The following is a 26,222-nucleotide window of genomic DNA, read 5'->3' as shown; positions in this document are numbered from 1 at the left end:
CTCAGAAGTGAAACGCCGTAGCGCCGATGGTAGTGTGGGGTCTCCCCATGCGAGAGTAGGGAACTGCCAGGCATCAAATAAAGCCAAAAGCCCCGCACGAAAGTGTGGGGCTTTTGGCTTTACTGCTATCAGGTGGTTGGCTACACGAGAAGAGAGCAGGACAAAAGGCGAAGCCTTTTGAACGTTGCGCAGCAACGGCCCGAAGGGTGAGCCACGAAGTGGGTCATCAACTGCCAGGCATCAAATAAGTGGAAAGCCCTGTACTGACGTACAGGGCTTTTTGCTATGGGGGATTTGACGATTCAAACGACCTTAATCGCGTTGTTTTTACTGTCTTGCCAGCCAACGGACAATAAACTCCCCAACTTCTTCTATTTCATTGATATTCATAAGGCTAACTGTCGTTGGTATATCCTCTGGCTGACAATCACTGGCCACCGCAATAACATGAATATCCATTAACTGCTCCAGCGATTTTCCTGTCCCTTTCCTGTGAAGCACAATTTTGTCGATATCTTCGTGCTTGAACCCTTCAACGAGGATCATATCCAGATTATCACTGTCAAAACGTGTTGCGAGATACCTGAGATTGAGCGGGTCTTGCTGCGGTGTTTCCGTCATTAATGCCCACCGGCTGTCACTGGCAACCATAGTCTGGTCTGCACCGGCTTTACGCAGCTCAAAACTGTCTTTCCCGGGAGTATCAACGTCAACATCATGATGAGTGTGCTTTATCAAACCTGTACGTATGCTGCGCTGACGTAGCCAGGGGATGAGTTGTTTGAGTAATGTCGTTTTCCCCGTTCCGCTGTAAGCGGTGATCCCCAGCAAAGGTATATGGTTTATGATCATCAGGATAAGTCCAGGTTGTTAATTTCCCAGAGTGCCACCTCTTCAGGCGTATTGAGATTGCAAAACGCGGCAGAGTCGTTGAACAATACGGCTTTGGCACCAATCTGATGAAAGAAAATCATTAATTTCCGCTCACCCTTCTCCAGATATGATTTCAGCTCAGGTATCAGATCACGGTTCAGCAGGCAAAGTGTCGGGTGTTCTCGTTCAGGATCACGGGCATAAACGGCTTTCTGATCCGCAGCGTTTTCCTGAAAGGTTTCTGCCAGGTTAGCCGGGAAAGCGGGCACATCGCAGGGAACGAAAAGAACCCATTCCGTTTTACTGACAGTTAATGCGGCAAGCATGCCAGCCAGTGGACCTGAAAAATCCGCCGTAATATCCTGAAAGGTCTGAAATTCACGGCCATAACGATCCGCATTTTGATTGCAGCTGATCAAGATCTCGCCGACGTGCGGACGCAACCGCTCTGCAATGTATTCAAATAAAGGCTTTCCCTTTACTTCTACCAGCCCTTTATCTTGCCCCATCCGGCTCGAACGCCCACCCGCTAAAATAACGCCGGTAATGTTGTCCATACTCATTATGTTTACCTGCAGAAACGTCTATATTCCTTTCATTGTAACGCCTTCGTCAGGGGCGGGCTGGTTTAACTTTTACATCGTAAGCTTGTCCTTTCCCTGATGAAATAACCCTGTTATTTTTAGGGTCTGTCACTCAGTGGAGAGGGAATATCATGAAAGAACATCGCGTAAATGAGTTGATCGAGCTGCTTCATCCGGCCTGGAAAGAAGACTGTGATCTTAACCTGATGGAGTTTATTCAAAAGCTGGCAACGGAATGTGGCTATCAGGGATCTTTAGGAGAACTGAGCGATGATACGTTGATTTATCATCTGAAAATGCGCGGTACTGACAGCACCACGGAAATCCCGGGTCTGAAGAAAGATTATGAGGATGACTTCAAAACCGCCATTTTGCGTGCCCGTGGCGTGATTAAAGATTGATGTAAACTTATGTGAACTTCATGCGAACCGCGAAAAATAGATGATACTATTTCCCATTATCATTTTTCTGTGCGGCTAATCCGAATGAAGTTATGAACAATTCAGCTTTTAATTTTCAGGCATTGTCGCCGGATCTTATCCTTGATGCGTTAGAGAGCGTCGGTCTGATTGCTGAGTCCGGCCTCACTGCATTAAATAGCTATGAAAACCGTGTCTACCAGTTTTTGGGTGAAGACAGAAAACGCTATGTGGTGAAGTTCTACCGGCCGGAACGCTGGAGTGAAGAACAAATTCACGAAGAGCATCGTTTTTCACTCGATATGGCTGATGCCGAAATACCTGCTGTTGCCCCTCTTTCTATTAATGACAATACACTTCATCACTATCAGGGTTATATGTTTACTGTGTTCCCAAGTGTCGGGGGGCGTCAGTACGAAATAGACAATCTTGATCAGCTGGAATGGGTGGGACGTTTCCTTGGGCGCATCCATCAGGTCGGCAGCGAAAGCCTTTTCACCGCACGGCCGACGATCGGTCTGGATGAATACCTTTACCGGCCGCGGGAAGTCCTGGCGGAGTGTTCCCTTATTCCCAAAAGTTTACGTGAGCCGTTTTTTGCTGCAACAGATAACCTGATCGCCACGACAGGCGAATTCTGGCACACCGACTGGCAGCCCCTGCGGCTGCATGGCGATTGCCATCCGGGGAATATTCTGTGGCGCGATGGCCCGTTGTTTGTGGATATGGATGATGCCCGCAATGGCCCGGCAATTCAGGATCTCTGGATGTTGCTGCATGGCGACCAAAATGAGCAAAGGCTCCAGCTGGACATATTGCTGGAAGCTTATGGAGAGTTTGCTGAGTTAGATACCCGTGAGCTGTCTTTGATTGAACCGCTGCGTGCTATGCGCATGGTTTATTATCTGGCCTGGGTTGCCCGTCGCTGGGAGGATCCGGCGTTTCCTAAAAGTTTTCCCTGGATGCAGGATGAAGACTTCTGGCGTGGTCAGATAGCCGCTTTTACTGAGCAAGTTAAGAAATTACAGGCACCTCCTTTACAGTTGATGCCAATGTATTGAGTCACGATTAACGTTCGAAGTTTAATTAAATGGAGATAGGCTTTATATGAAAAAGATATTCCTGGCACTGGTTGGTATGGTCATGGCCTTCAGTGTATCTGCCGCGCAATTTTCTGATGGTGCGCAGTACGTTACTTTAGATAAAACCGTTGCTAATGAGCCACAGGTTCTTGAGTTCTTCTCATTTTATTGCCCGCACTGTTACCAGTTCGAACAAGTCTGGCATGTGTCTGACAGCATTCGTAAGAACCTGCCAAAAGATGTTAAATATACCAAGTATCACGTTGAGTTCCTGGGCCCATTAGGCAAGCAATTAACTCAGGCATGGGCTGTCGCTATTGCTTTGGGCGTTGAAGACAAAGTCAGTCCGCTGATGTTTGATGCCGTCCAGAAACAACAGTCTGTACAGAATGCTGATGATATCCGTAAAGTCTTTATTCAGGCGGGTGTCAAAGGCGAAGATTACGATGCTGCACTGAACAGCTTCGTCGTGAAATCCCTGGTTGTTCAACAGGAGAAAGCGGCGGCGGATCTGGGGCTGCAAGGCGTCCCCTCTGTATTTGTGAACGGCAAATATATGGTTAAAAATGACGGGCTTGATACCAGTTCAATGGATATGTACGTCAAACAATATTCTGATGTGATCAATTTCTTAGCGACAAAAAAATAAGACATTGTCATCTCAACACCAGCCTTCGGGCTGGTGTTATATTCTCAGGAAATTTAAAGCTGAAAAATGATAACGGCAGAAAATATATTTAGGAGTGGCCCGAGTTATTCCCTCAAAAATATTACTATCCACAATCGCTATTAAGCTTCTATTACACCAATATTTCATAAATCGCCCTGATAACCTGATGATACCAGTAGCGAAAATGTTGGCATATTCTCTCCCTGCGATCCGATAATAATTTCCTATAAAAACTATTCACAAAGTTATCCACAGGGTGATCCTTCGAGATCCCTCGCAACTTCGCAATGAATTTCCTTCTCAAGGTTCGTCTTTCCCGCTGGCTATGGCATCCTTAGGGCATGTCTGATCACGAATAAAGAAGAGTTATGGCCCAGATAGCAGAAAACCCCTTAATCCTGGTGGACGGTTCGTCCTACCTTTATCGCGCTTACCATGCGTTTCCTCCGCTGACCAACTCTGCGGGCGAACCGACCGGCGCGATGTACGGTGTGCTGAATATGTTGCGCAGTCTGTTGCTGCAATACACACCAAGCCATGTTGCAGTGGTTTTTGACGCGAAAGGCAAAACCTTCCGTGACGAACTCTTCGAACAGTACAAATCGCATCGCCCTCCGATGCCTGATGATTTGCGCTCTCAAATTGAGCCCCTTCATCAGATGGTCAGGGCAATGGGTTTACCATTGCTGATGGTCTCGGGTGTGGAAGCGGATGACGTGATTGGTACGCTGGCCCTCGAAGCAGAGAAAGCCGGGCATGCGGTTCTGATCAGTACCGGTGATAAAGATATGGCACAGCTGGTAACCCCGGGAGTGACATTAATTAACACCATGAACAATGCGATTCTGGGGCCAGATGAAGTTGTTGAAAAGTACGGTGTACCGCCTTCACTGATTATTGATTTCCTCGCGCTGATGGGCGATTCCTCGGACAATATTCCTGGCGTGCCGGGCGTGGGTGAAAAGACCGCACAGGCTCTGTTGCAGGGCATTGGGGGTCTTGATGACTTATATGCGGATCTCGATAAAGTGTCGACGCTGACTTTCCGTGGTTCAAAAACCATGGCCGCTAAGCTCGCGGAAAACAAAGACGTTGCCTATCTCTCTTACCAGCTGGCAACCATCAAAACGGACGTGAAGCTGGATCTGACCTGCGCAGAACTGACCGTTTCAGAACCGGATGCGGATGAACTTCACCAGTTATTTGGTCGTTATGAATTTAAGCGCTGGCTGGCTGATGTCGAATCCGGCACCTGGCTGACCAGTAAAAAGTCGGCGGGTAAAGCGCCTTCAGCAGCGAAAAAGAAAGCTGCCGATCAGGAAACTGCCTCCGCGGTATCGGTCGAACCTAACCAACTTTCTCAGGACGGTTACGTCACCATTTTGGATCAGGCGACGCTGGATGAATGGATCGGTCATCTGAAAGCCTCTGAGGTATTTGCCTTCGATACTGAAACGGATGGTCTGGATACGCTGACGGCCAATCTCATCGGTTTATCTTTTGCGACGCAAGCAGGCAAAGCCGCCTATTTGCCAGTCGCTCATGATTATCTGGACGCGCCGGTACAGCTGGATCGCGATGACGTATTGAAACAGCTCAAACCTGTGCTTGAAGATGAAAAACAGCTGAAAGTGGGTCAGAACCTGAAGTTTGATCGCGGCGTTTTACTGCGTTACGACATTGAATTAAAAGGTATAGCCTTCGATACCATGCTCGAGTCTTATGTGCTCGACAGCGTATCTGGCCGTCACGATATGGACAGCCTTGCCGATCGCTATCTGGGACATAAAACGGTGAGCTTTGAAGAAATTGCCGGCAAAGGGAAAAACCAGCTTACCTTCAACCAAATCGCACTGGAGCAAGCGGCACCGTATGCGGCGGAAGATGCGGACGTCACATTGCAGTTGCATCAGGCACTCTGGCCCCGGATTGCGGAAAGTGAATCCCTGAAAAAAGTCTTCACGGATATTGAAATGCCGCTGGTGCCCGTGTTGTCTCATATCGAACGTACCGGTGTTCTGATTGATCAGAATATCCTCGCCGCCCATTCAAAAGAGCTGGCGATCCGCCTGAATGAGCTGGAAAACAAGGCGCATGAGCTGGCAGAAGAACCTTTCAATCTGTCCTCAACCAAACAGTTGCAGGCCATTCTGTATGAAAAACAGAAACTGCCGATCCTGAAGAAAACGCCGGGTGGTGCGCCTTCGACTAATGAAGAAGTTCTGGCTGAACTGGCTCTGGATTACCCGCTGCCAAAAGTCATTCTTGAATATCGTGGTCTGGCAAAACTGAAATCGACGTACACCGACAAACTGCCATTGATGATCAATCCGCAGTCCGGGCGCGTGCATACGTCTTATCATCAGGCGGTAACGGCCACCGGTCGTCTGTCTTCCAGTGATCCCAATCTGCAAAACATTCCGGTGCGTAATGACGAAGGTCGCCGTATTCGTCAGGCGTTTATCGCGCCTAAGGATTACATCATCCTGGCTGCCGACTATTCGCAGATCGAACTGCGCATCATGGCGCATTTATCGAAAGATGAAGGTTTGCTGAAAGCGTTCGCCGAGGGGAAAGACATCCACCGCGCAACGGCTGCAGAAGTCTTCGGCACGCCGCTGGAGAAGGTTTCTGGCGAGCAACGCCGCAGTGCGAAAGCGATTAACTTCGGCCTGATTTATGGCATGAGCGCCTTTGGTCTGTCACGTCAGCTGAATATCCCGCGCAAAGAATCCCAGCGTTATATGGATTTATACTTTGAGCGCTATCCGGGCGTGCTGGAATACATGGAGCGTACCCGCGCTCAGGCGTCGGAACAGGGGTATGTTGAAACGCTGGATGGTCGCCGCCTGTATCTGCCGGACATTAAATCCAGCAACGCCATGCGCCGTAAAGGTGCTGAGCGTGCAGCGATTAATGCCCCGATGCAGGGGACCGCGGCTGACATTATCAAACGTGCCATGATCAGCGTCGATGCCTGGCTGAAACAACCGGATGCACCGCGTGCCCGCATCATCATGCAGGTACACGATGAATTGGTGTTTGAAGTGCATAAGGATGATGTTGAAGCAGCAAGCGAAACAATCCGCAACCTGATGGAATCAAGCATGACGCTGGCCGTGCCGTTGAAAGTTGACGTGGGTACCGGTGAAAACTGGGATCAGGCTCACTAAGTGAATAGTTATTAAGCTTTTTTTGTAATTAAGCTACAGGATTATGGGCTCAGACCATGAAGGTGATCGCATAATCCGCGATTTTTGTGTAAGTAAACTACAAAAAGTTCTTTTTCCCCATCAGGAAATAGGGTAAAGTTTCTCTTGTAGGGTACAGAGGTAAGATGTTCTATCTTTCAGACCTTTTACTTCACGTAATCGGATTTGGCTGAATATTTTAGCCGCCCCAGGCATTTATGTCTGGGGCGTTTTTTATTGGATTTTCGTCGGTTTTTACCCACAAAAGCCCATTAAAAAGGGCGACCCTGCGGCCACCCTTTCTGTTCTTAACTTACATTTTCCCTTACGGGAGGGCGCAATTATTCGCCTTCGTCGGACAGCGCTTCTTCCAGCACTTCCGGTGGGATTTCGCTGAACCAGGTGTTCAGTTTGTCACTCAGTTTATCCACGCCCATTTTCTTCGGTGACGAGAACGCTTCGACCTGAATGTCGCCCATGAATTCCTTCACAGCTTCGCGAACCATTTTGATCTGCGCCTGACGTGCGCCTGAAGCCAGTTTGTCGGCTTTAGTCAGCAGCAACATCACCGGTGTACCGACATCCACTGCCCACTGAATCATTTGCTGATCGAGATCTTTCAGCGGATGGCGGATATCCATCAGCACAACCAGACCTTTCAGAGAGTTACGCATTTGCAGATATTCGCCCAGCGCACGCTGCCATTTGCGTTTCATTTCTTCCGGCACTTCCGCGTAGCCATAACCCGGCAAGTCGACCAGGCGAATACCCGGTTTCACTTCAAACAGGTTGATAAGCTGGGTGCGGCCCGGTGTTTTACTGGTACGTGCAAGGCTTTTTTGCTGCGTCAGGGTATTCAGTGCGCTGGATTTGCCGGCGTTTGAACGACCAGCAAATGCGACTTCAATGCCTGCGTCAGATGGCAAATGCCGGATATCCGGGGCGCTCATGACGAAATGGGTCATATGATAGTTGTAAGTTTGGCTGGTCAAAGCGTGCGTCTCCGTGAGGCATGAGTATCTGGCTGGCGATTATAACTGCAACTGCGCCGTGATGTGTTCGTGTTTTTAAAATCCGAATGATGAGGCGAAGGGACCACAGAGATGAAGGCGGGGGAAAATTGCCTTCATGATGTAAGACATTTGCTATTCATGATGCGGGTTATTTCGCTTGTTTTAACGCTGTGTTTTTTAATGTCATTCAATTTCAATAAGATAAAATTAAGGCGCTCTCTGCACCTTAAACACAGCTGGCGGGTATCTTGAGCCTTTGTGTCAGTCGGGTAAAGTAATTCTTACGCGATGAAGGCAAGCAGGGAAACACGGACGATAATTGCATTCAGGGATCACGGGAAATGCATCGCGATTTACGGATGAGCGGAGCCGGAGGCTCTGAAAGGCAAAGGAAAAACCGGGACGTTGACGCTATACAGGGAAAGTGTTTGATGAACATCCTTCTCATGAAGGAAAGAAAAAGGCAGCAAGGTTACCTTGCTGCCTTTTTTCTTTGCCCGCTTTCTGCTAGATTCCGCCGCAAATCTATACTAAATGTACACACCTAAGAGCAGATGCCATGAAACAGCCAGCGAAAGCACCGCGCGCCAATACCGCGACAGCGAAAACGAAGAAGAAAAGTCGTGTAGAGCTTGATATCGAAGCGCGCGAACGCAAGCGTGATAACAAGCGCCGTGGCCATAAAGCAGGCTCCCGCGCGAACCCGGATGCGGCTCAGAACCAGAACGGCGCAGGCGCGAAAAAAGCCGATCCGCGTATCGGCAGTAAAAAAGCCGTGCCATTGATCGTTGAGACCGTCACGAACAATGCAGCGAAAGCGAAGAAAGCCGCACAGCCGAAGCAAGATCCAAAACCGAAGATGACGCCGGAAGAAGAACTGACGTTACTTGAGAACGATGAGCGTCTGGATTCCTTGCTGGATCTCATCGACGATGGCAAAGCGTTAAGCGCAGAAGATCAGGCTTATGTTGACCAGACTCTGGATCGCATCGACGTTCTGATGGAAATCCTCGGCATTGAACTCGGCGACGACGAAGATGACGAAGAAGAAGTGAAGAACGAAGACATGATGCAGTTGCTCAAGCGCGGGAACCCGAAAGAAGGTTTCTAAGCCATGCGCTGGGTTATCCCGGCAATAGCCTTACTCTTTGCATGTTATCTGCTTTGGTTATTCGGTAAACTACGCCGGTTATCGAAAACCAAAGCACGTTTGCGCAGAGCGACCTTTGCACGGCAGGCCCCAAGCCTGCCTGTAAGGCGACCCGGCAGCATCCGACGCCGGAAGGAGTAAGTCACCTATGTCAGAACAGACCACCGTCTGGGATTTAGTGCTGATCCAGAAGTACAATTATTCGGGCCCGCGATACACATCCTATCCCACAGCACTTGAGTTCAGTGAAAGCTACGACAACATCGCTTTCGAAAATGCGGCCGCCCGTTATCCGGCGCGTACGCTCTCATTGTATGTGCACATTCCTTTCTGCCATAAACTCTGCTACTTCTGCGGCTGCAATAAACTGGTCACACGCCAGCAGCATAAAGCCGAAGAATATCTTAACGTGCTTGAAAAAGAGATCAGCCACCGTGCACCGCTCTTTAAAGGCCGTCAGGTCAGTCAGCTGCACTGGGGCGGTGGTACACCGACTTACCTCAATAAAGCGCAGATAAGCCGTCTGATGGGCCTTCTGCGGGCACACTTTGATATCCTGCCCGATGCAGAAATGTCACTGGAAGTGGATCCTCGTGAAATCGAGCTGGATGTGCTCGATCACCTGCGCAGCGAAGGTTTTAATCGCCTGAGCATGGGCGTTCAGGATTTCAATAAAGAAGTGCAGCGTCTGGTGAACCGCGAGCAGGATGAAGACTTCATCTTTGCCCTGATGGAACGCGCCCGCGCGCTGGGTTTCAATTCGACCAATATCGACCTGATCTACGGGCTGCCGAAACAAACGGCGGAGAGTTTTGCCTACACACTGCAACGCGTGGCTGAGCTTAATCCCGACCGGCTGAGCGTATTCAACTATGCGCATATGCCAAAATTGTTTGCTGCTCAGCGTAAAATCAAAGATGCCGATTTACCCGGCGCGGAAGAGAAACTGAAAATTCTGCAGGAAACCATCGCCTCGCTGACCGCCTCCGGTTACCGTTTTATCGGCATGGATCACTTTGCCCGTCCTGATGATGAACTGGCGGTTGCCCAGCGAGAAGGCAAACTGCACCGCAATTTCCAGGGCTATACCACCCAGGGCGACAGCGATTTGCTGGGGATGGGCGTTTCGGCGATCAGCATGCTCGGCGATACCTACGCGCAGAACGAGAAAGATCTCAAAACGTATTACGCCAGAGTGGAAGAGCAGGGGAATGCGTTATGGCGCGGTCTGGAAATGACCGATGATGACTGCCTGCGCCGCGACGTGATCAAATCGCTGATCTGCCATTTTGAACTGAATTTCGCTGAGATCGAACAGCGTTACGGCCTTCAGTTTACCGACTATTTTGCCGACGATCTGGCGCTGCTGAAGCCGCTGGCAGAAGACGGGCTGGTTGAGGTAAGCGACACGCATATTCAGGTGACGCCGCGCGGACGTTTGCTGATCCGCAATATCTGTATGTGTTTTGATATTTATCTGCGCCGTCAGGTGCGTCAGCAGCAGTTCTCCCGCGTGATCTGATTTTCTTCGCTGAGCAAAGCAAAACAGCCGCATAAGCGGCTGTTTTGCTGTCTGGTACACAGAAGGATTATTCCATGCCCAGTTCTTTCAGCTTACGGGTCAGGGTATTGCGTCCCCAGCCCAGCAACCGTGCGGCTTCCTGTTTATGTCCCTGAGTGTGGCGCAGCGCCGTGGTCAGTAACGTACGCTCCATTTCAGGTTGTGCTTCTGACAGCAGGTTTTGATGACCGGAACGCAGGGCGCGGTCTGCCCATTGTGCCAGCAGCGTTGCCCAGCTGTCCGGCAGACTCTGACCGCCGGTTTCCGGGGCTGACGTCTCAAACAGTTCGCTGGGCAGATCCTGAATCAGCACTTCCTGACCCGCTGCCATCACGGTGAGCCAGCGACAGGTATTTTCCAGCTGGCGCACGTTGCCTTGCCACGGCAGACGCGTCAGTGCGGTTTCCGTTTCCGGATGCAGGTTTTTCGCTTCCACTCCCAGTTCTTTGGCTGCCACTTGCAGGAAGTAACGCGCCAGACGCGGAATGTCTTCACGGCGTTCGCGCAGCGGTGGCAGATGGACGCGGATAACGTTCAGGCGATGGAATAAATCCTCACGGAATTTGCCTTCCTGTACCCGCAGTTCCAGATTCTGGTGCGTCGCGGCGATGATTCGCACATCCACTTTCACCGGCGCATAACCGCCCACACGGTAGAACTGACCATCTGCCAGCACGCGCAGCAGACGGGTTTGCACGTCGAGTGGCATATCACCGATTTCATCGAGGAACAGCGTGCCGTTATCGGCCTGCTCAAAACGCCCCTGACGAATGGTATTGGCACCGGTAAATGCCCCTTTCTCGTGGCCGAATAATTCGGATTCGATCAGGTCTTTCGGGATTGCCGCCATGTTCAGCGCGATAAAGGGCGCTTTGGCGCGCGGGCTGTGACGGTGTAAAGCATGCGCGACCAGTTCTTTACCTGTACCGGATTCCCCGTTAATCAGCACGCTGATGGAAGAGCGGGACAAACGGCCGATGATGCGGAACACGTCCTGCATGGCTGGCGCTTCGCCGATAATGTCGGCAGTCGGGCCACTTGCCGGCTGGCTGCGTGCCGGTTGCTGTTGTTCCTGATAATGACTGATGGCGCGTTCAACCAGTGCCACGGCTTCGTCAATGTCGAACGGTTTTGGCAGATAATCAAAGGCACCTTGCTGATAGGCGCTGACTGCGGCATCCAGATCGGAATGCGCTGTCATTATGATGACCGGAAGCATCGGGTGACGTTGTTTAATCTGCTTTAACAGGGCTAAACCGTCCATCCCGGGCATACGGATATCCGATAACAACACGTCAGGGGTTTGAGTCGCAATGGCATCAAGCACTTCATTGCCGCTGTCAAACGTGGTGCAGGTTAAACCGGCTCCAGTGAGCGCACGTTCAAGTACCCAGCGGATGGAGCTATCGTCATCGACGATCCAGACTATCCCTCGTTGCATAAGAACCTCACTGGCGAATAGGCAGGAAAACCGAGAATTCGGTATGTCCTGGCCAACTGTTAAATTCAACTTTACCCGAATGCTGATCAATCAAACTGCGCGCGATAGACAGGCCCAAACCGGTGCCCCCTTCGCGGCCACTGACCATGGGGTAAAAAAGGGTGTCCTGCAAATGCGCCGGTACGCCGGGGCCGTCATCTTCAATATCGATACGGGCCACCAGGCGGTAACGCACGCCATGTAACGTGATCTGGAAAGCGGTACGTGTGCGTAATGTAATTGTGCCGCCTTCCTCCCCCAGCGCCTGCAAGGCGTTGCGGGTAATATTTAACAAAATCTGTTCTATCTGATCGGGATCGTGTGCCAGTTCCGGCAGGCTCGGGTCATAGTCCCGCACCAGCTGAACATTATCCGGCTTCTCCATCGATACCAGCTGGCAAACCCGTTCCGCCACCTGATGGATACTTTGCGTCACATGCTGGCTCGGACGTTGCGGCCCAAGCAATCTGTCCACCAGATTACGCAGACGGTCAGCCTGCTCGATAATGACTTTGGTGTATTCCAGCAAGGCTGGATCAGGCAGCGCTCTGGATAACAATTGCGCGGCACCGCGTAATCCGCCGAGCGGATTCTTTATCTCGTGCGCCAGACCGCGGATCAAATCACGCGCAGCAACCTGTTGAGCATGCTGCAATTGTTCCTGACTCAGGCGACGCTGATTATCCATCGGCGCCAGTTCCACCAGAATGAAACCTTCCGGCAGCATCTGCGCGGTCAGCGACAACACATGCGCACGACCGTCAACCACCAGCGTCACTTCACTGTCTGTAAAGCCCTGTCCGGCTGTCAGACTTTCACGCATTAACTCGATGTTCAGCGAAAAATATCCCACCAGTTCTGGCAAAGGGGTGCCAAAAAGCTTTCGGGAACTTTGCGCCAGTAACTGCTGAGCCGCCGGATTGGCGTAATGCACCGCCAGTTCGTCGTCCAACAGCAGAACGCTGTTGATTAAGGAATTCAGGATCTGCCCAGCATCGGGCAGTTTGCCAGTTGCCATACCGCAGTCTCCCGCACCTGATTGGTGCATTTTATCTCGCTACCCGGGGAAATCACGGGCCTGAGGGGTTAAGCAGGAAAGAGTGTGGAGAAAAAAGCCCATCCGGAGATGGGCTGAAAGTTTCCACGGCAACAAATATAAATCGTCATACTTAATTTTGACGCTGAAGGAGTTGTTAACGCCGTCCTCCAGTCGGGTATTTCTCTCAGCGCCGGTCGGAAAACCGGCGCTGAGGTCAGGTTCAATTAAAAATTAAACGCTGTTTTTTTAGACGCTGTAGTACAGTTCGAACTCAACCGGATGCGGAGTCATACGCACGCGGTCCATTTCTTCTTTACGCAGACCGATGTAAGCATCGATAGCGTCGTCAGTGAACACGCCACCACGGGTCAGGAACTCGCGGTCTTCGTTCAGTGCGTTCAGTGCTTCTTCCAGTGAACCTGCAACTTTTGGAATTTCTGCTTCTTCTTCCGGTGGCAGGTCATACAGGTTTTTGTCCATCGCATCGCCAGGGTGGATCTTGTTGATGATACCGTCGAGGCCAGCCATCATCAGTGCAGCAAACGCCAGGTATGGGTTAGCCGCTGGATCAGGGAAACGTGCTTCGATACGCATCGCTTTTGGCGTTGATACGTGTGGAATACGGATGGATGCAGAACGGTTACGCGCGGAGTAAGCCAGCATCACTGGCGCTTCGTAGCCCGGGACCAGACGCTTGTAAGAGTTGGTGGTCGGGTTAGCGTAGGCGTTGATTGCTTTAGCGTGTTTGATGATACCGCCGATGTAGAACAGTGCCATTTCAGACAGGCCGCCGTATTTGTCGCCAGCGAACAGGTTGTTACCGTTCTTGGACAGAGACATGTGGCAGTGCATACCTGAACCGTTATCGCCAAACATTGGTTTTGGCATGAAGGTCGCGGTTTTGCCAAATGCGTGAGCCACGTTGTGAACCACGTATTTGTAGATTTGGATTTCGTCGGCTTTCTTGGTCAGGGTGTTGAAGCGGGTTGCCACTTCGTTCTGACCTGCAGTTGCCACTTCGTGGTGGTGAGCTTCAACAACCAGACCCATTTCTTCCATGGTCAGACACATGGTAGAGCGCAGATCCTGGGAGGAGTCGACCGGAGGAACCGGGAAGTAACCGCCTTTCACTGCAGGACGGTGGCCTTTGTTGCCGCCTTCGTATTTGGTGCTGGAGTTCCATGCGCCTTCGATATCATCGATAGCCACGTGAGAACCGGAGATGCTGCTGCCGAAGCGCACATCATCAAACAGGAAGAATTCTGGCTCTGGCCCGAACAGAACGGTGTCCGCGATACCGGAAGAACGCAGGAAGTCTTCTGCACGTTTTGCGGTAGAGCGTGGGTCGCGGTCATAACCTTGCAGCGTAGTTGGCTCAAGGATGTCGCAACGAATGATCAGGGTGGTTTCTTCGTAGAATGGGTCCAGAACAGCAGTGCTCGCATCTGGCATCAATACCATGTCAGATTCGTTAATGCCTTTCCAGCCACCGATTGAAGAGCCATCAAACATTTTGCCTTCTTCGAAGAAGTCAGCGCTAACCTGGTGTGCAGGAATGGTGACGTGCTGTTCTTTGCCTTTGGTATCAGTGAAACGTAAATCTACGAATTTCACTTCATGCTCATTCAGCATCGTCAAAACGTGTTCAGCGGACATACTAGTTCTCCCGAATTTCTCATTATCGTCGTGGAACGAATAACCATTTTTGGTCTTTAGTTGGAAATAACAGCTTTACTTGAACTGGCGTGTGGACTGAACAGCGCTATTATTTGACTGGTCAGACGCTTCACCCTGTAAAAACTTTTTTTTACCCTAAAAACTATTAGCGAAAAGTGTGCCAACTTTGAGAAAATGCAAACAACGCCATTTTACAGGGCTCTTGCACTCGATAAGTATGCACCATAACGGAATTTCTGCACTATAATGGTGCTAACTCTGAGATGCATGGCACCAAAACGGTGCGTCATAATGGTTCAGTGGTCTTTTTGCACCGTGAAAGGGATCACAAAGTAACCATCCATAAGTTGTTTCATCAAGATCCTTGTGATCTTGTTTAGAACCTCGCTTAATACGTGTACAATAGCGCGCTATTTCTAATGCCTGAGGCAAAGCTGTGATCGAAAATTTGCGTAACATCGCCATTATTGCCCACGTTGACCATGGTAAAACCACCCTGGTCGACAAGCTGCTGCAACAATCCGGTACTTTCGGAGAGCGTGTAGAAGCCACTGAACGCGTAATGGACTCCAACGATTTGGAGAAAGAGCGTGGGATTACCATCCTCGCAAAAAACACCGCCATTAATTGGAAAGACTACCGCATCAACATCGTGGATACCCCAGGACACGCCGATTTCGGCGGTGAGGTAGAGCGTGTGATGTCAATGGTCGACTCGGTGCTGCTGGTTGTGGATGCAATGGATGGCCCAATGCCGCAAACCCGTTTCGTGACCAAAAAAGCCTTCGCTAATGGTCTGAAACCGATCGTGGTAATCAACAAGGTTGACCGCCCTGGCGCGCGTCCTGACTGGGTTGTTGATCAGGTCTTCGACCTGTTCGTTAACCTGGACGCAACCGACGAACAACTCGATTTCCCAATCATCTATGCATCAGCATTGATGGGTATCGCGGGTAACGACCATAACGATATGGCCGAAGACATGACCCCGCTGTATCAGGCGATCGTTGACCACGTATCTCCGCCACAAGTTGAGATGGATGCACCTTTCCAGATGCAAATCTCTCAGCTGGACTACAACAACTATGTTGGCGTCATCGGCATCGGCCGCATCAAACGCGGTACCGTTAAGCCTAACCAGCAGATCACTGTCATCGACAGCGAAGGCAAAACCCGTAACGGTAAAGTCGGTAAAGTTCTGACCCACATGGGTCTTGAGCGTATCGAAGCGGCCGTTGCTGAAGCGGGCGACATCATCGCCATCACCGGCCTGGGCGAACTGAACATCTCCGACACTATCTGTGATCCGGCGAATGTTGAAGCTCTGCCAGCGCTGAGCGTTGATGAACCAACAGTAACCATGTACTTCAACGTCAACACCTCTCCGTTCTGTGGTAAAGAAGGTAAGTATGTGACTTCACGTCAGATCCTTGACCGTCTGAACAAAGAACTGGTGCACAACGTTGCCTTGCGTGTTGAAGAAACTGAAGATGCTGATGCATTCCGCGTTTCAGGCCGTGGTGAACTTCACCTGTCGGTTCTGATCGAAAACATGCGTCGCGAAGGTTTCGAGCTGGCGGTTTCCCGTCCTAAAGTAATCAACCGTAAAATCGATGGCCGCATGCAAGAGCCATTCGAGAACGTGACACTGGATATCGAAGAGCAACACCAGGGTTCTGTCATGCAGGCCATGGGTGAGCGTAAAGGCGATGTCAAAGACATGATCCCAGACGGCAAAGGTCGTATCCGTCTTGATTACCTGATCCCAGCACGTGGCCTGATCGGCTTCCGTACCGAATTCATGACCATGACTTCCGGTACCGGTCTGCTGTACTCCACGTTCAGCCACTACGATGACGTTCGTCCGGGCGAAATCGGCCAGCGTCAGAACGGCGTGCTGATCTCCAACGGTCAGGGTAAAGCTGTTGCGTTCGCACTGTTCAGCCTGCAAGACCGCGGTAAATTGTTCCTGGGCCACGGCGCAGAAGTGTATGAAGGCCAGATCATCGGTATTCACTCACGTTCTAACGACCTGACCGTGAACTGCCTGACCGGTAAGAAACTGACCAACATGCGTGCGTCCGGTACTGACGAAGCAACGACTCTGGTTCCTGCTATCAAAATGTCTCTGGAGCAAGCTCTGGAATTCATCGATGATGACGAACTGGTCGAAGTGACTCCTCAGTCTGTACGTATCCGTAAACGTCACCTGACCGAGAACGATCGTAAACGTGCAATGCGTGGCCCTAAAGAAGGTTAATCTTCTTCCACGTTAGCCGTTACACAGAAACAGGGTGCCTCCGGGTACCCTGTTTTTTTTATGTTTTTTTCTTCTCCGTTCGTTAAGCCCCGCAGAGATGTCACTGTTCACCTGTACGTTTTACCGCTAAAGTTAACTGTTATCGTTGAAATCAGGAGCGTGCAATGCTGTACATTTTTGATATGGGAAACGTCATTATAGATATTGATTTCAAACGTGTGCTGGGGGTGTGGAGCCATCTGAGCGGAACGCCGCTGGCCATGCTGACCGAGCGTTTTTCAATGGGCGAGGCGTTCCAGAAACACGAGCGCGGTGAAATCAGCGACGAACAGTTTGCCGCCGATCTGTGTGATGAAATGGGCATTGCGCTCAGCTTCGAGCAGTTCAGTGCGGGCTGGCACGCCGTTTTCGTCGGTCTGCGTCCGGAAGTCATTACCTTATTCCAGAAGCTTCGCGAAGAAGGTCATCGCGTCGTCGTGCTGTCAAATACCAATCGCTTACATCTGGATTTCTGGCCGCATCATTATCCGGAAATCGAAGCCAATACGGATGCGATGTACCTCTCGCAAAATCTCGGTATGCGCAAACCGGAACCTGAAATATTCCGGCACGTTCTGGACACCGAAGGGTTTACCGCCGATCAGGCCGTGTTCTTTGATGACGTTGCCGAAAATATTGAAGCTGCCCGGCAGGCAGGCATTCAGGCTGTGTGGGTGGAAGATAACCAGACGGTACCGCAATACTTTTCCTGAAGGATGTACGGATGCAGAAAAGGGCACTGAGCCACTACCTAAAATCATTGTGGAGATTCACGCACCTGCTGCTGAAGCGTTCGGATAAAGATGGCCTGACGCTTCTCGCGGGCCATCTGGCTTATGTCTCTTTGCTTTCGCTGGTGCCGCTGATCGCCGTGGTGTTTTCGCTGTTTGCGTTATTCCCGGTTTTCTCAGACATCAGCATGCAGCTGAAAACTTTCATTTTTTCCAACTTCATGCCCGCCACCGGCAACACCATCCAGCGTTATCTGGAACAGTTTGTTGCCAACTCCAGCAAAATGACCGCCGTGGGCACCTGCGGATTAATCGTCACCGCATTGCTTCTGATCGCCTCAGTAGACAGCGTGCTGAACAAAATCTGGGACAGCAAAACCAAGCGCCCGATCGTCTTCTCCTTTGCCGTCTACTGGATGGTTTTAACGCTCGGGCCTATTTTGCTGGTCGCCAGTGTGGCGGTCAGCTCGTATCTGCTCTCCCTGAACTGGCTGAATATCAGCGGCGTGCATTCGGTGATCGACCACGCGCTGCGCATCCTGCCGTTGCTGATTTCCTGGGTGACATTCTGGCTGCTTTATCAGGTCGTGCCGACGGTGAGAGTTCCGGCAAAGGATGCGCTGGTGGGCGCGCTGGTTTCCGGGGCTTTATTCGAGTTAAGTAAAAAAATCTTCACCTTATACATTCAGCTTTTTCCGTCGTATCAGTTGATTTACGGTGTACTGGCTGTGATCCCCATTTTATTTCTCTGGGTGTATGTCAGCTGGTGTATCGTACTTCTCGGGGCGGAAATTACCGTCACACTGGGAGAATTCCGTTCTCTGAGGAAATTGCAGTCCGCGCAACACATCGCAGAAGAATAATCAGTCCGAAGGATATGTATGATCGCGTTAATTCAGCGGGTATTGAATGCCAGCGTCACGATAGAGGGCGAAATCTGCGGCCAGATAGGGCCGGGATTACTGGTGTTACTGGGTGTTGAACAGGGCGACGATGAGCAAAAAGCCAAACGCCTCTGTGAACGGGTGATCGGGTACCGGATTTTCGGTGACGAAAACGACAAGATGAATCTGAACGTGCAGCAGGCTGGCGGCAGTCTGCTGGTGGTGTCGCAGTTCACACTGGCGGCAGACACGCAAAAAGGCATGCGCCCGGGATTCTCACGCGGGGCGGAACCTCAGGAAGCTGACCGGTTATATCAGTATTTTTGCGGGCAGTGCCGGGAAAAAGGCATAGCGACCGAAACCGGTCGTTTTGCAGCGGACATGAAAGTGGCACTGGTGAACGACGGACCGGTGACCTTCTGGCTACAAGTCTGACCGACAAGGCATAACGCCGGAGAGAAAGTATCTATGTATCACCTGAGAGTACCGACGACCGAAAAAGAACTGGCCGCCTATTACCGATTCCGCTGGGAAATGCTGCGTAAACCGCTGCACCAGCCGGAGGGTTCAGAGCGTGATGCCTACGATTCTATCGCACATCACCAGATGGTGGTGGATGAACACGGCGAGCCGGTGGCGGTGGGTCGTTTATACATCAATGCCGATAATGAAGCCTCTATCCGCTTCCTGGCGGTGGATCCGAATGTGCAGGACAAAGGGCTGGGAACACTGGTGGCGATGACCCTGGAGTCTGTGGCGCGTCAGGAAGGGGTGAAACGTGTGGTCTGTAGCGCCCGTGAAGATGCCGTGGATTTCTTTGCCAAATTGGGCTTTGTGAATCAGGGGGAAATTACCACCCCGCAAACCACGCCGGTTCGCCATTTCCTGATGATCAAACCGATCGAAACGCTGGATGATATTCTGCATCGCCCAGACTGGTGCGGTCAGCTGCAACAGGCCTGGTATGACCATATTCCGCTCAGCGAAAAAATGGGCGTCCGTATCAGTCAGTACACCGGCCAGCGTTTTGTGACCACGATGCCTGAGACGGGCAACCAGAACCCGCACCACACACTCTTCGCCGGCAGTCTGTTTTCACTGGCGACGCTGACCGGCTGGGGGCTGATCTGGTTATTGCTGCGTGAGCGCCATCTGGGCGGCACCATTGTGCTGGCCGATGCCCACATCCGCTACAGTACGCCGGTGACCGGCAGGCCGCGTGCGGTGGCCGATCTCGGCTCTGTTCGCGGTGACCTCGACCGTCTGGCCCGCGGGCGCAAAGCGCGCGTGCAGCTTGAAGTGAATTTATACGGTGATGAGGTGGACGGCGCGGTGTTTGAAGGCACCTATCTGGTGCTTCCAGCGGCACCCGGCGCACCGCTGGAACCTGAAATCAACTGACCTGAATTACGGCGTAGCGGGTACTGGCGCTGCTGTTGTGGCCGCGCCGGACACCAGTCCGTTGACCATTCTTTCCGTCACGGACTGCCCGCTGGCGCTGTTCACCTGCAATGTCCCGCTGAGTGTCGGTGTGTAATCCACATTTGCGGGCATCTGCCCTTGCAGATTGAGCTGCATATTCGCATTCCCTTCCAGCGCCAGATGCTGCCATCCCCAGTTTTCCAGCTGATTGGCAGGCACGGAACGGCCTGTCATTTTCAGCGAGAAATGACGCTGCGGCTGCTGGTCAACCGTCGCACTGGCTTCCAGCAATCCTTCTTTGGTGAACGCACTCAGTTCGGAAATGTTCACCTGACTGTCGTTCGCATTCAGTGTAATGGAGGGACGACGCACATCATTGCGGTTAAAGGTCGCTTCACTGGCATTGAGATTCAGCGTGCCGTTCCAGATCCCCCACTGGTGATTACGCGCCAGCAGCAGATTGTTGCCGAGGCCATCAAGCGCCGTCAGCTGGAACGGGAATTGAGGATTGATATCAATGATCAGATTGCGGTTAGCAATGAACCGGCTGATAAACACCTCTGACAGCGAATCCGGCAGTGCCTGATTCCACAGCTGTTTCCAGTTTTCCGGCAATGTGTATTCCAGCCCCGCGACAGACACTTCATCAAGCTGCAGGCGTTTGTTGGCGCGCAGCCAGTTGCCGGTTGTGCGCAGTAAACTGCGTTCCCAGCGCGCCGTGGCTTGTTTGATCGCAATGCCCTGCGGTGAAAGGTCGAGGCTGATGATCGGATCCTGAATATGCAGATTGCCGTCAATCATGTCGGTTGCATTCAGCGTGATTTCGCCGTCATCGCTTTGCCAGTCACCTTTTTCCAGCGTCAGATCCTGTACAGACAAATCAACGTCGCTGAAGGCCCAGTCCGTTCCCTGCAAACGCGCGTCGATCAGATCAAGACGCTGGAGGGTCACTTTGGGCAGGGTCTGGAAGTCATCGAAGAAAGCGGAAAGCGGTTTGGAGGTTTGCAGACGCACATTGCTCAGGCGCAGGTTTTCGATATTCCAGCTGCCGTCGGCGGCCTGTGTGGCTTTGCCGGTCAGCTGACCGCGCGCCAGATCACCGCCAAAATTACTCAGCGTGAGATTTTTATGATTGATATTGCCCTGAATCAGCACATTTTCGGCTGGCAGTCCGTTGACCGTCAGGCTGGCGGCGCTTAGCTGGAAGTCGGCTTTATCGCCTAAAAGCTGATGAGGTTTCGGCTGCCATGGCGAAATACCGGCATTAATCTGCTGCCCCTGAATATCCAGGCCGGCGGCATTGCCGGTGAGCGCCATCTTACTCAGTTGCAGGGTATTGGCCTGCAACGGCAAATTCATTGAGGAAGGACTGACGTTAAGACGCCCGTTAATCAGAACGACGCGATCGAAAAAGCGCGGTTCAGTGATCTGACGCCAGCTTAAATCCAGATCGACTTCCCCGGCACTGAGAATTTCCGGCTGATTCTTTTGCCCGAAGACCACATTGTTTAACGTCACGCGCCCCGGAGATGACCAGTTATGGTCGAGTTTCTCAACGGAGACCCGGTACTCGCTGTTGTTGCTGATCCAGCGGCTGACCCAGCCAGCGGCCCAGCGCGTTTGCAACAGGACGTACACCAGCACGATCGCCAGTACCAGAAGTAAGGCGAACGTCAGCAAAATTTTACCGATAAATCTCATCGTCTGGAGCCCTGTAGCGGGAAAGTGGAAAAAAGATTCTTTGTTTATGCCGCAAACAGCGACTTTTCTCAACAGGTTAGCAGAATGGAGACAATAAAAAGCGGCAGGGGTTCCAGACCCTCTGCCGCTGTTGCACGCGGATTACATCCTGTGTTTACTTCTCGTGAGGGAAAACCAGATTCAGAACTATCGCAGTAATCCCGCCTGCCGCAATACCGGATGACAGCAAGGTTTTCAGCCAGTCGGGCGCGAATTGCAGGATCAGCGGTTGCTGGGAAACACCCATACCGACGGCCAGAGAAAGCGCCATGATCATAATCGCGCGGCGGTTCAGGCGCTCGCGGGAAACAATACGCACACCGGATGCGGCAATGGTGCCGAACATCACGATGGTCGCACCGCCCAGAACCGGTTCAGGAATATGCTGCACAAACCCGGCCACCGCCGGGAACAGACCCAGTACGATCAGCATCAGCGCGACAACGAAACCGACATAACGGCTGGCAACACCGGTCAGCTGGATGACGCCGTTGTTCTGTCCGAAGCAGGAATTCGGGAACGTATTAAACACCGCTGACAGCATGGAGTTCAGGCCATTGGCCAGCACGCCGCCTTTGATGCGCTTCATATACAGCGGGCCGCTGACCGGCTGCTCAGACACGTCTGAGGTCGCGGTAATATCACCGATGGTTTCCAGCGATGTCACCATGAAAATCAGCATCAGCGGGATCAGCAGATTCCAGTCGAAGCCCAGCCCGTAATACAGCGGCGTCGGTAAGGTTATCCAGTTGCTTTGGGTGGCTGGCGCAGCCGCTGTCGGTAACATCCCCATCATCCAGGCCACCAGATAACCCACAGCCATGGCGATCACCAGAGATGCCACGCGCAGATATGGGTTGCGCTGACGGTTCAGCAGAACAATCACCACCAGCACCACGGCGGCCAGCAACAGATTTTTCGGTGCGCCGAAAGTGTGATCACTCATGGCGGAGTAACCGCCGCCAATCGATGTCAGCCCGACCTGAATCAGTGACAGCCCGATAATCATCACCACGATGCCGGAAACCAGCGGCGTGATAATGCGGCGCGCGAGATGCAGAAAACGGGACAGAATGATTTCAGTACAGGAAGCCAGCATCAGCGTGCCGAACAGGGCGGCCATCATGGTCGGTACATCTGCGCCGCCGTTCTTCAGTGCCATTCCGCCCATGATCAGCGGTGCCACAAAGTTAAAGCTGGTGCCCTGAATGGACAGCAAACCGGAACCGACCGGCCCCCAGGTTTTGATCTGCAAAATAGACGCAAGACCGGAGGCGAACAGCGACATGCTGATGATGTGCTGAGTGTCCTGTGCAGGCAGACCCAGCGCCTGACAAATCAGTAATGCCGGTGTGATCACCGCAACAAACATCGCCAGCAAGTGCTGACAGGCGGCAAATAACGTCTGAGGTAAAGGCGGGCGGTCTTCGAGCCGGTAAATCAGTTCACTTTTTTGCTGGCGGGAGAGATCGGGGTGCTGTGTTTCTTGTTCTGCGGTTTGCGAACTCATGTTGTGGCATTCCAATAAGCGGCAAAGCGGGCATTTTTATTGAAATTAACGACAAAAGCAATCGTTTGCTATCAGCAATTTTCAGTGGCTGGTTTGAGTTTAGGTGGCGTTTATGGCCTGTTTTTCTTGCGTAATGCAGCGTGAATGACTTCTAATTCAGCCTCTGGGAAAAAAACGGTAAGCGAAAAGTTTATAACGTAATAATTTTATTGGATTTATTTTAGAATGGAGTTCGTCAATGATTCAACTCGATACCTACGGCACACTGGTTGCCGCCACGTTGGTACTCCTTTTAGGACGAAAATGCGTCCAGTCGGTCAAATTCCTCAATAAATACACCATTCCTGAACCCGTCGCCGGAGGGTTACTGGTCGCTTTGCTGCTGCTGATCGCCAATCAGATGTTCGGCTGGGAAGTCGGTTTCGACATGTCCTTAAAAGAGCCACTGATGCTGGCATTTTTTGCGACGATCGGCCTTAACGCCAATCTGGCAAGCCTGAGAGCAGGGGGAAAATCCCTTTTCCTGCTGGTTTTTGTGGTTGTGGGTTTATTGCTTTTGCAAAATGCCATCGGTATCGGCATGGCGAAAATGCTCGGTCTGGATCCGCTGATGGGGCTGCTGGCGGGGTCGATTACCCTTTCCGGTGGTCACGGCACCGGCGCGGCGTGGAGCAAGCTGTTCACCGAGCGTTATGGTTTTGAAAACGCGACAGAAGTTGCCATGGCCTGTGCGACCTTCGGTCTGGTACTCGGTGGGATTATCGGTGGCCCGGTGGCGCGCTATCTGGTGAGCCATTCTTCCACACCTCACGGTACCCCTGAGGATACGGTCGACCCGAGCGCCTTTGAGAAACCGTCGATTGGCAGAATGATCACGCCCCTGGTGATGGTGGAAACCATCGCGCTGATTGCGATCTGCCTGACCGCGGGGACGCACATCTCCGGCCTGTTGCAGGGTTCGGCATTTGAAATCCCGACATTTGTCTGCGTGCTCTTCGTCGGTGTGATCCTGAGTAATGTGCTGGCATGGCTGGGTTTTTATCGTGTCTTCGATCGCGCAGTGTCCGTGCTGGGTAATGTCAGCTTGTCGCTGTTCCTCGCCATGGCATTGATGAGTCTGAAGTTATGGGAGATGGCGTCACTGGCGCTGCCGATGATGGCGATTCTGATGGTACAAACCCTCGCGATGGCACTTTACGCGATTTTTGTCACTTATCGCGTGATGGGGAAAAACTACGACGCGGCGGTGCTGGCGGCCGGGCACTGCGGTTTCGGACTGGGCGCGACGCCGACAGCCATTGCCAATATGCAGGCGATCACCAATCAGTTTGGTCCTTCGCATCTTGCGTTTCTGGTGGTGCCGATGGTTGGGGCCTTCTTCATCGATATCGCCAATGCGATTGTCATTAAACTCTATCTGATGCTGCCGATATTCCCGGCTATCAGCTAAAAAAACAGGCACAGAAACATCGCTTCTGTGCCTGTCTCCTTCCTTCCCTGCCTGTTATTGCGTGGCGTCGGCCTTTTCAGAGAACACCTGTTCAGCTTCGGCGGCTTTCTCCTGCGTCATTAACTGCTTCTCGTAGACCTTGAAGAACGGATAATAAATCACCATCGACAGCGCCATCAGCAGAACGACCAGAATCGATACTTTGAAATCCCAGCCCATTGCCCATGCCGCCCCGACAGGTGCCGGAGACGTCCACGGAACCAGTGAAATCATATGCGGAAGCAGATCGGTCGACACGGCCAGATAGGCGATGACGGCGTTGACCATGGGTGCCAGCAGGAAGGGGATAAAAAAGACCGGATTCATTACGATAGGCGTGCCGAAAATGACCGGTTCATTGATATTGAAACAGCTCGGCACCAGACTGAGTTTCCCCATTGTGCGCAGGTGCGCTGACTTACTGCGACAAAACAGCAGCACCAGTCCTATGGTCGCGCCGGACCCGCCAATCACGATCAGGAAATTCCAGAATGCCTCAGTCATGATATGCGTCATCGGTAAACCGGCAGCGAGGGCTGTCTGATTAAGCCCGAGATTGGTCAGCCAGAATGCCTGCAACATGCCGGAAACGATGGCTGAGCCATGAATACCGGCAAACCACAGCAGATGACAAATCAGCACGGCCAGCAGCACCGCAGGCAGCGAGTCAGCGGCGGAAATCAGCGGCTCGAACAGCGCCATAATTGCCTGCGGCAGCAACATATCAAACCCGTATTGCACCAGCAAACTCAGCGGGAAAAGCGTCACTACCACAGCAATAATCGGGATCAGCAAATCAAATGAATGCTTAATGTTTGACGGTACCTGCTCGGGTAAGCGGATGCCGATATTGTATTTTTTCAGTAACCGCGTCAGCTCCGTGACGTAAATGGCAACCAGAATGGCGGTAAAGATCCCCACACCGCCCAGCGCCGCCGTCGGCATCTTTTCATCAATTTGTGGCGCGGCCACCAGCAGGAAAGACATCAGCGCCAGCATGGCTGTCATGAACGGGTCAAGTTTGTAACTCCGTGCCAGATTGTAGGCAATCGATGCCGAGATATAGATCGACATGATGCCCATGGTCATATTGAACGGCGTCAGGATCTGCACTTCATATTTTGCCGAGAGCGCCAGCCAGCTTCTGGCGAAACCCCATGACGATTCCGGCGAAAAGGGCGGATGCACGAAAACCAATAAAAATGATCCAACAATCATAAAGGGCATTGCTGAAATGAAGCCGTCGCGCACCGCCATGACATGTCGCTGAGAGGACAGTCGTGCGGCAAAGGGGCTGATTTTCTGTTCTATAAAAGTAAAGAGGGATTGGCTGATACTCATGATGATTTGGCCTTATGTTGAGGACATCAGACAGGGTTGCCTTAATTATCATCAGTGTAGTGGTGGG

22 protein-coding genes are annotated in these 26,222 nt (G+C 51.9%); 13 read left to right on the top strand and 9 right to left on the bottom strand.

Annotated elements, in window-relative coordinates; translation table 11 throughout:
• Nucleotides 1-327: 327 nt before the first annotated feature.
• Together mobB and mobA are read right to left on the bottom strand one after the other, a co-directional pair.
• A complete protein-coding gene (gene mobB / locus EYY67_RS15615; protein ID WP_095924067.1) occupies nucleotides 328-852 on the bottom strand; it encodes a molybdopterin-guanine dinucleotide biosynthesis protein MobB in 525 nt (174 codons plus the stop codon).
• On the bottom strand, nucleotides 852-1,436 hold the full coding sequence (gene mobA, locus EYY67_RS15610) for a molybdenum cofactor guanylyltransferase MobA (RefSeq protein WP_131693841.1): 585 nt from the start codon (nucleotides 1,434-1,436) through the stop codon (nucleotides 852-854). The genes mobB and mobA overlap by 1 nt, the downstream gene beginning before the upstream one ends.
• Before the next feature lie 152 nt (nucleotides 1,437-1,588).
• On the opposite strand from mobA, the gene EYY67_RS15605 reads away from it, so the two are divergent.
• The 5 genes from EYY67_RS15605 to spfP all read left to right on the top strand — a co-directional run bounded on the left by EYY67_RS15605 (nucleotide 1,589) and on the right by spfP (nucleotide 7,013).
• On the top strand, nucleotides 1,589-1,858 hold the full coding sequence (locus tag EYY67_RS15605; RefSeq protein WP_095924069.1) for a YihD family protein: 270 nt from the start codon (nucleotides 1,589-1,591) through the stop codon (nucleotides 1,856-1,858).
• A gap of 92 nt (nucleotides 1,859-1,950) precedes the next feature.
• Complete coding sequence (locus EYY67_RS15600) at nucleotides 1,951-2,937, top strand: serine/threonine protein kinase (protein ID WP_095924070.1); 987 nt, start codon at nucleotides 1,951-1,953, stop codon at nucleotides 2,935-2,937.
• 46 nt (nucleotides 2,938-2,983) lie between these two features.
• Complete coding sequence (dsbA, locus tag EYY67_RS15595; protein ID WP_056777623.1) at nucleotides 2,984-3,607, top strand: thiol:disulfide interchange protein DsbA; 624 nt, start codon at nucleotides 2,984-2,986, stop codon at nucleotides 3,605-3,607.
• A 389-nt stretch (nucleotides 3,608-3,996) separates the two neighbouring features.
• On the top strand, nucleotides 3,997-6,801 hold the full coding sequence (gene polA, locus EYY67_RS15590; protein ID WP_119823954.1) for a DNA polymerase I: 2,805 nt from the start codon (nucleotides 3,997-3,999) through the stop codon (nucleotides 6,799-6,801).
• A 164-nt stretch (nucleotides 6,802-6,965) separates the two neighbouring features.
• Entirely contained in the window at nucleotides 6,966-7,013 is a 48-nt protein-coding gene (gene spfP / locus EYY67_RS24985) for a small protein SpfP (protein ID WP_071892919.1), read from the top strand.
• A 147-nt stretch (nucleotides 7,014-7,160) separates the two neighbouring features.
• On the opposite strand, the gene yihA is transcribed toward spfP, so the two are convergent.
• A complete protein-coding gene (gene yihA, locus EYY67_RS15585; protein ID WP_095924073.1) occupies nucleotides 7,161-7,811 on the bottom strand; it encodes a ribosome biogenesis GTP-binding protein YihA/YsxC in 651 nt (216 codons plus the stop codon).
• A 580-nt stretch (nucleotides 7,812-8,391) separates the two neighbouring features.
• Here yihA and yihI point away from each other — a divergent pair.
• Entirely contained in the window at nucleotides 8,392-8,943 is a 552-nt protein-coding gene (yihI, locus tag EYY67_RS15580) for a Der GTPase-activating protein YihI (protein WP_119823949.1), read from the top strand.
• Nucleotides 8,944-9,130: 187 nt separating this feature from the next.
• Nucleotides 9,131-10,504 carry an oxygen-independent coproporphyrinogen III oxidase gene (hemN, locus tag EYY67_RS15570; RefSeq protein ID WP_131693840.1) on the top strand — a complete coding sequence of 458 codons (1,374 nt, stop codon included), beginning with the start codon at nucleotides 9,131-9,133 and terminating at the stop codon, nucleotides 10,502-10,504.
• Between the two features lie 67 nt (nucleotides 10,505-10,571).
• Here the strand turns inward: hemN and glnG are convergent, their stop codons facing one another.
• From glnG to glnA, 3 genes are all read right to left on the bottom strand, one after another.
• Nucleotides 10,572-11,984: a nitrogen regulation protein NR(I) gene (glnG, locus tag EYY67_RS15565; protein ID WP_095924078.1), complete on the bottom strand. Its 1,413-nt coding sequence runs from the start codon at nucleotides 11,982-11,984 to the stop codon at nucleotides 10,572-10,574.
• A 7-nt stretch (nucleotides 11,985-11,991) separates the two neighbouring features.
• Nucleotides 11,992-13,041 (bottom strand): nitrogen regulation protein NR(II), encoded by a 1,050-nt coding sequence (gene glnL / locus EYY67_RS15560; protein WP_013577653.1) that lies wholly within the window; start codon nucleotides 13,039-13,041, stop codon nucleotides 11,992-11,994.
• A gap of 267 nt (nucleotides 13,042-13,308) precedes the next feature.
• The gene (gene glnA, locus EYY67_RS15555; protein WP_013577652.1) at nucleotides 13,309-14,718 is read right to left on the bottom strand and encodes a glutamate--ammonia ligase; all 1,410 of its coding nucleotides are present in this window, start codon (nucleotides 14,716-14,718) and stop codon (nucleotides 13,309-13,311) included.
• 457 nt (nucleotides 14,719-15,175) lie between these two features.
• Here glnA and typA point away from each other — a divergent pair, with 457 nt between their 5' ends.
• From typA to fabY, 5 genes are all read left to right on the top strand, one after another.
• Complete coding sequence (gene typA, locus EYY67_RS15550; RefSeq protein WP_095924079.1) at nucleotides 15,176-16,999, top strand: ribosome-dependent GTPase TypA; 1,824 nt, start codon at nucleotides 15,176-15,178, stop codon at nucleotides 16,997-16,999.
• A gap of 164 nt (nucleotides 17,000-17,163) precedes the next feature.
• Nucleotides 17,164-17,751, top strand: coding sequence for a glucose-1-phosphatase (yihX, locus tag EYY67_RS15545; RefSeq protein ID WP_095924080.1), 588 nt, complete (start codon nucleotides 17,164-17,166; stop codon nucleotides 17,749-17,751).
• A gap of 11 nt (nucleotides 17,752-17,762) precedes the next feature.
• Nucleotides 17,763-18,632, top strand: a complete 870-nt coding sequence (locus EYY67_RS15540; RefSeq protein ID WP_095924081.1) for a virulence factor BrkB family protein — start codon at nucleotides 17,763-17,765, stop codon at nucleotides 18,630-18,632.
• An 18-nt stretch (nucleotides 18,633-18,650) separates the two neighbouring features.
• A complete protein-coding gene (dtd, locus tag EYY67_RS15535; RefSeq protein WP_095924082.1) occupies nucleotides 18,651-19,088 on the top strand; it encodes a D-aminoacyl-tRNA deacylase in 438 nt (145 codons plus the stop codon).
• Nucleotides 19,089-19,121: 33 nt separating this feature from the next.
• On the top strand, nucleotides 19,122-20,054 hold the full coding sequence (fabY, locus tag EYY67_RS15530; RefSeq protein ID WP_095924083.1) for a fatty acid biosynthesis protein FabY: 933 nt from the start codon (nucleotides 19,122-19,124) through the stop codon (nucleotides 20,052-20,054).
• Nucleotides 20,055-20,060: 6 nt separating this feature from the next.
• Here fabY and EYY67_RS15525 read toward each other — a convergent pair whose 3' ends face one another.
• Both EYY67_RS15525 and EYY67_RS15520 read right to left on the bottom strand, forming a co-directional pair.
• Nucleotides 20,061-21,776, bottom strand: a complete 1,716-nt coding sequence (locus EYY67_RS15525; RefSeq protein WP_131693839.1) for an AsmA family protein — start codon at nucleotides 21,774-21,776, stop codon at nucleotides 20,061-20,063.
• A 154-nt stretch (nucleotides 21,777-21,930) separates the two neighbouring features.
• Entirely contained in the window at nucleotides 21,931-23,325 is a 1,395-nt protein-coding gene (locus tag EYY67_RS15520) for a nucleobase:cation symporter-2 family protein (protein ID WP_119823941.1), read from the bottom strand.
• Between the two features lie 238 nt (nucleotides 23,326-23,563).
• Here EYY67_RS15520 and gltS point away from each other — a divergent pair, with 238 nt between their 5' ends.
• Entirely contained in the window at nucleotides 23,564-24,775 is a 1,212-nt protein-coding gene (gene gltS, locus EYY67_RS15515) for a sodium/glutamate symporter (protein WP_095924086.1), read from the top strand.
• A gap of 54 nt (nucleotides 24,776-24,829) precedes the next feature.
• On the opposite strand, the gene EYY67_RS15510 is transcribed toward gltS, so the two are convergent.
• Nucleotides 24,830-26,155 carry a PTS sugar transporter subunit IIC gene (locus tag EYY67_RS15510; RefSeq protein ID WP_131693838.1) on the bottom strand — a complete coding sequence of 442 codons (1,326 nt, stop codon included), beginning with the start codon at nucleotides 26,153-26,155 and terminating at the stop codon, nucleotides 24,830-24,832.
• Nucleotides 26,156-26,222: the final 67 nt, after the last annotated feature.

This window comes from Rahnella victoriana (assembly GCF_004330295.1).
Lineage (GTDB): Bacteria > Pseudomonadota > Gammaproteobacteria > Enterobacterales > Enterobacteriaceae > Rahnella > Rahnella victoriana.
This window is presented reverse-complemented; position numbering and strand designations above follow the sequence as displayed.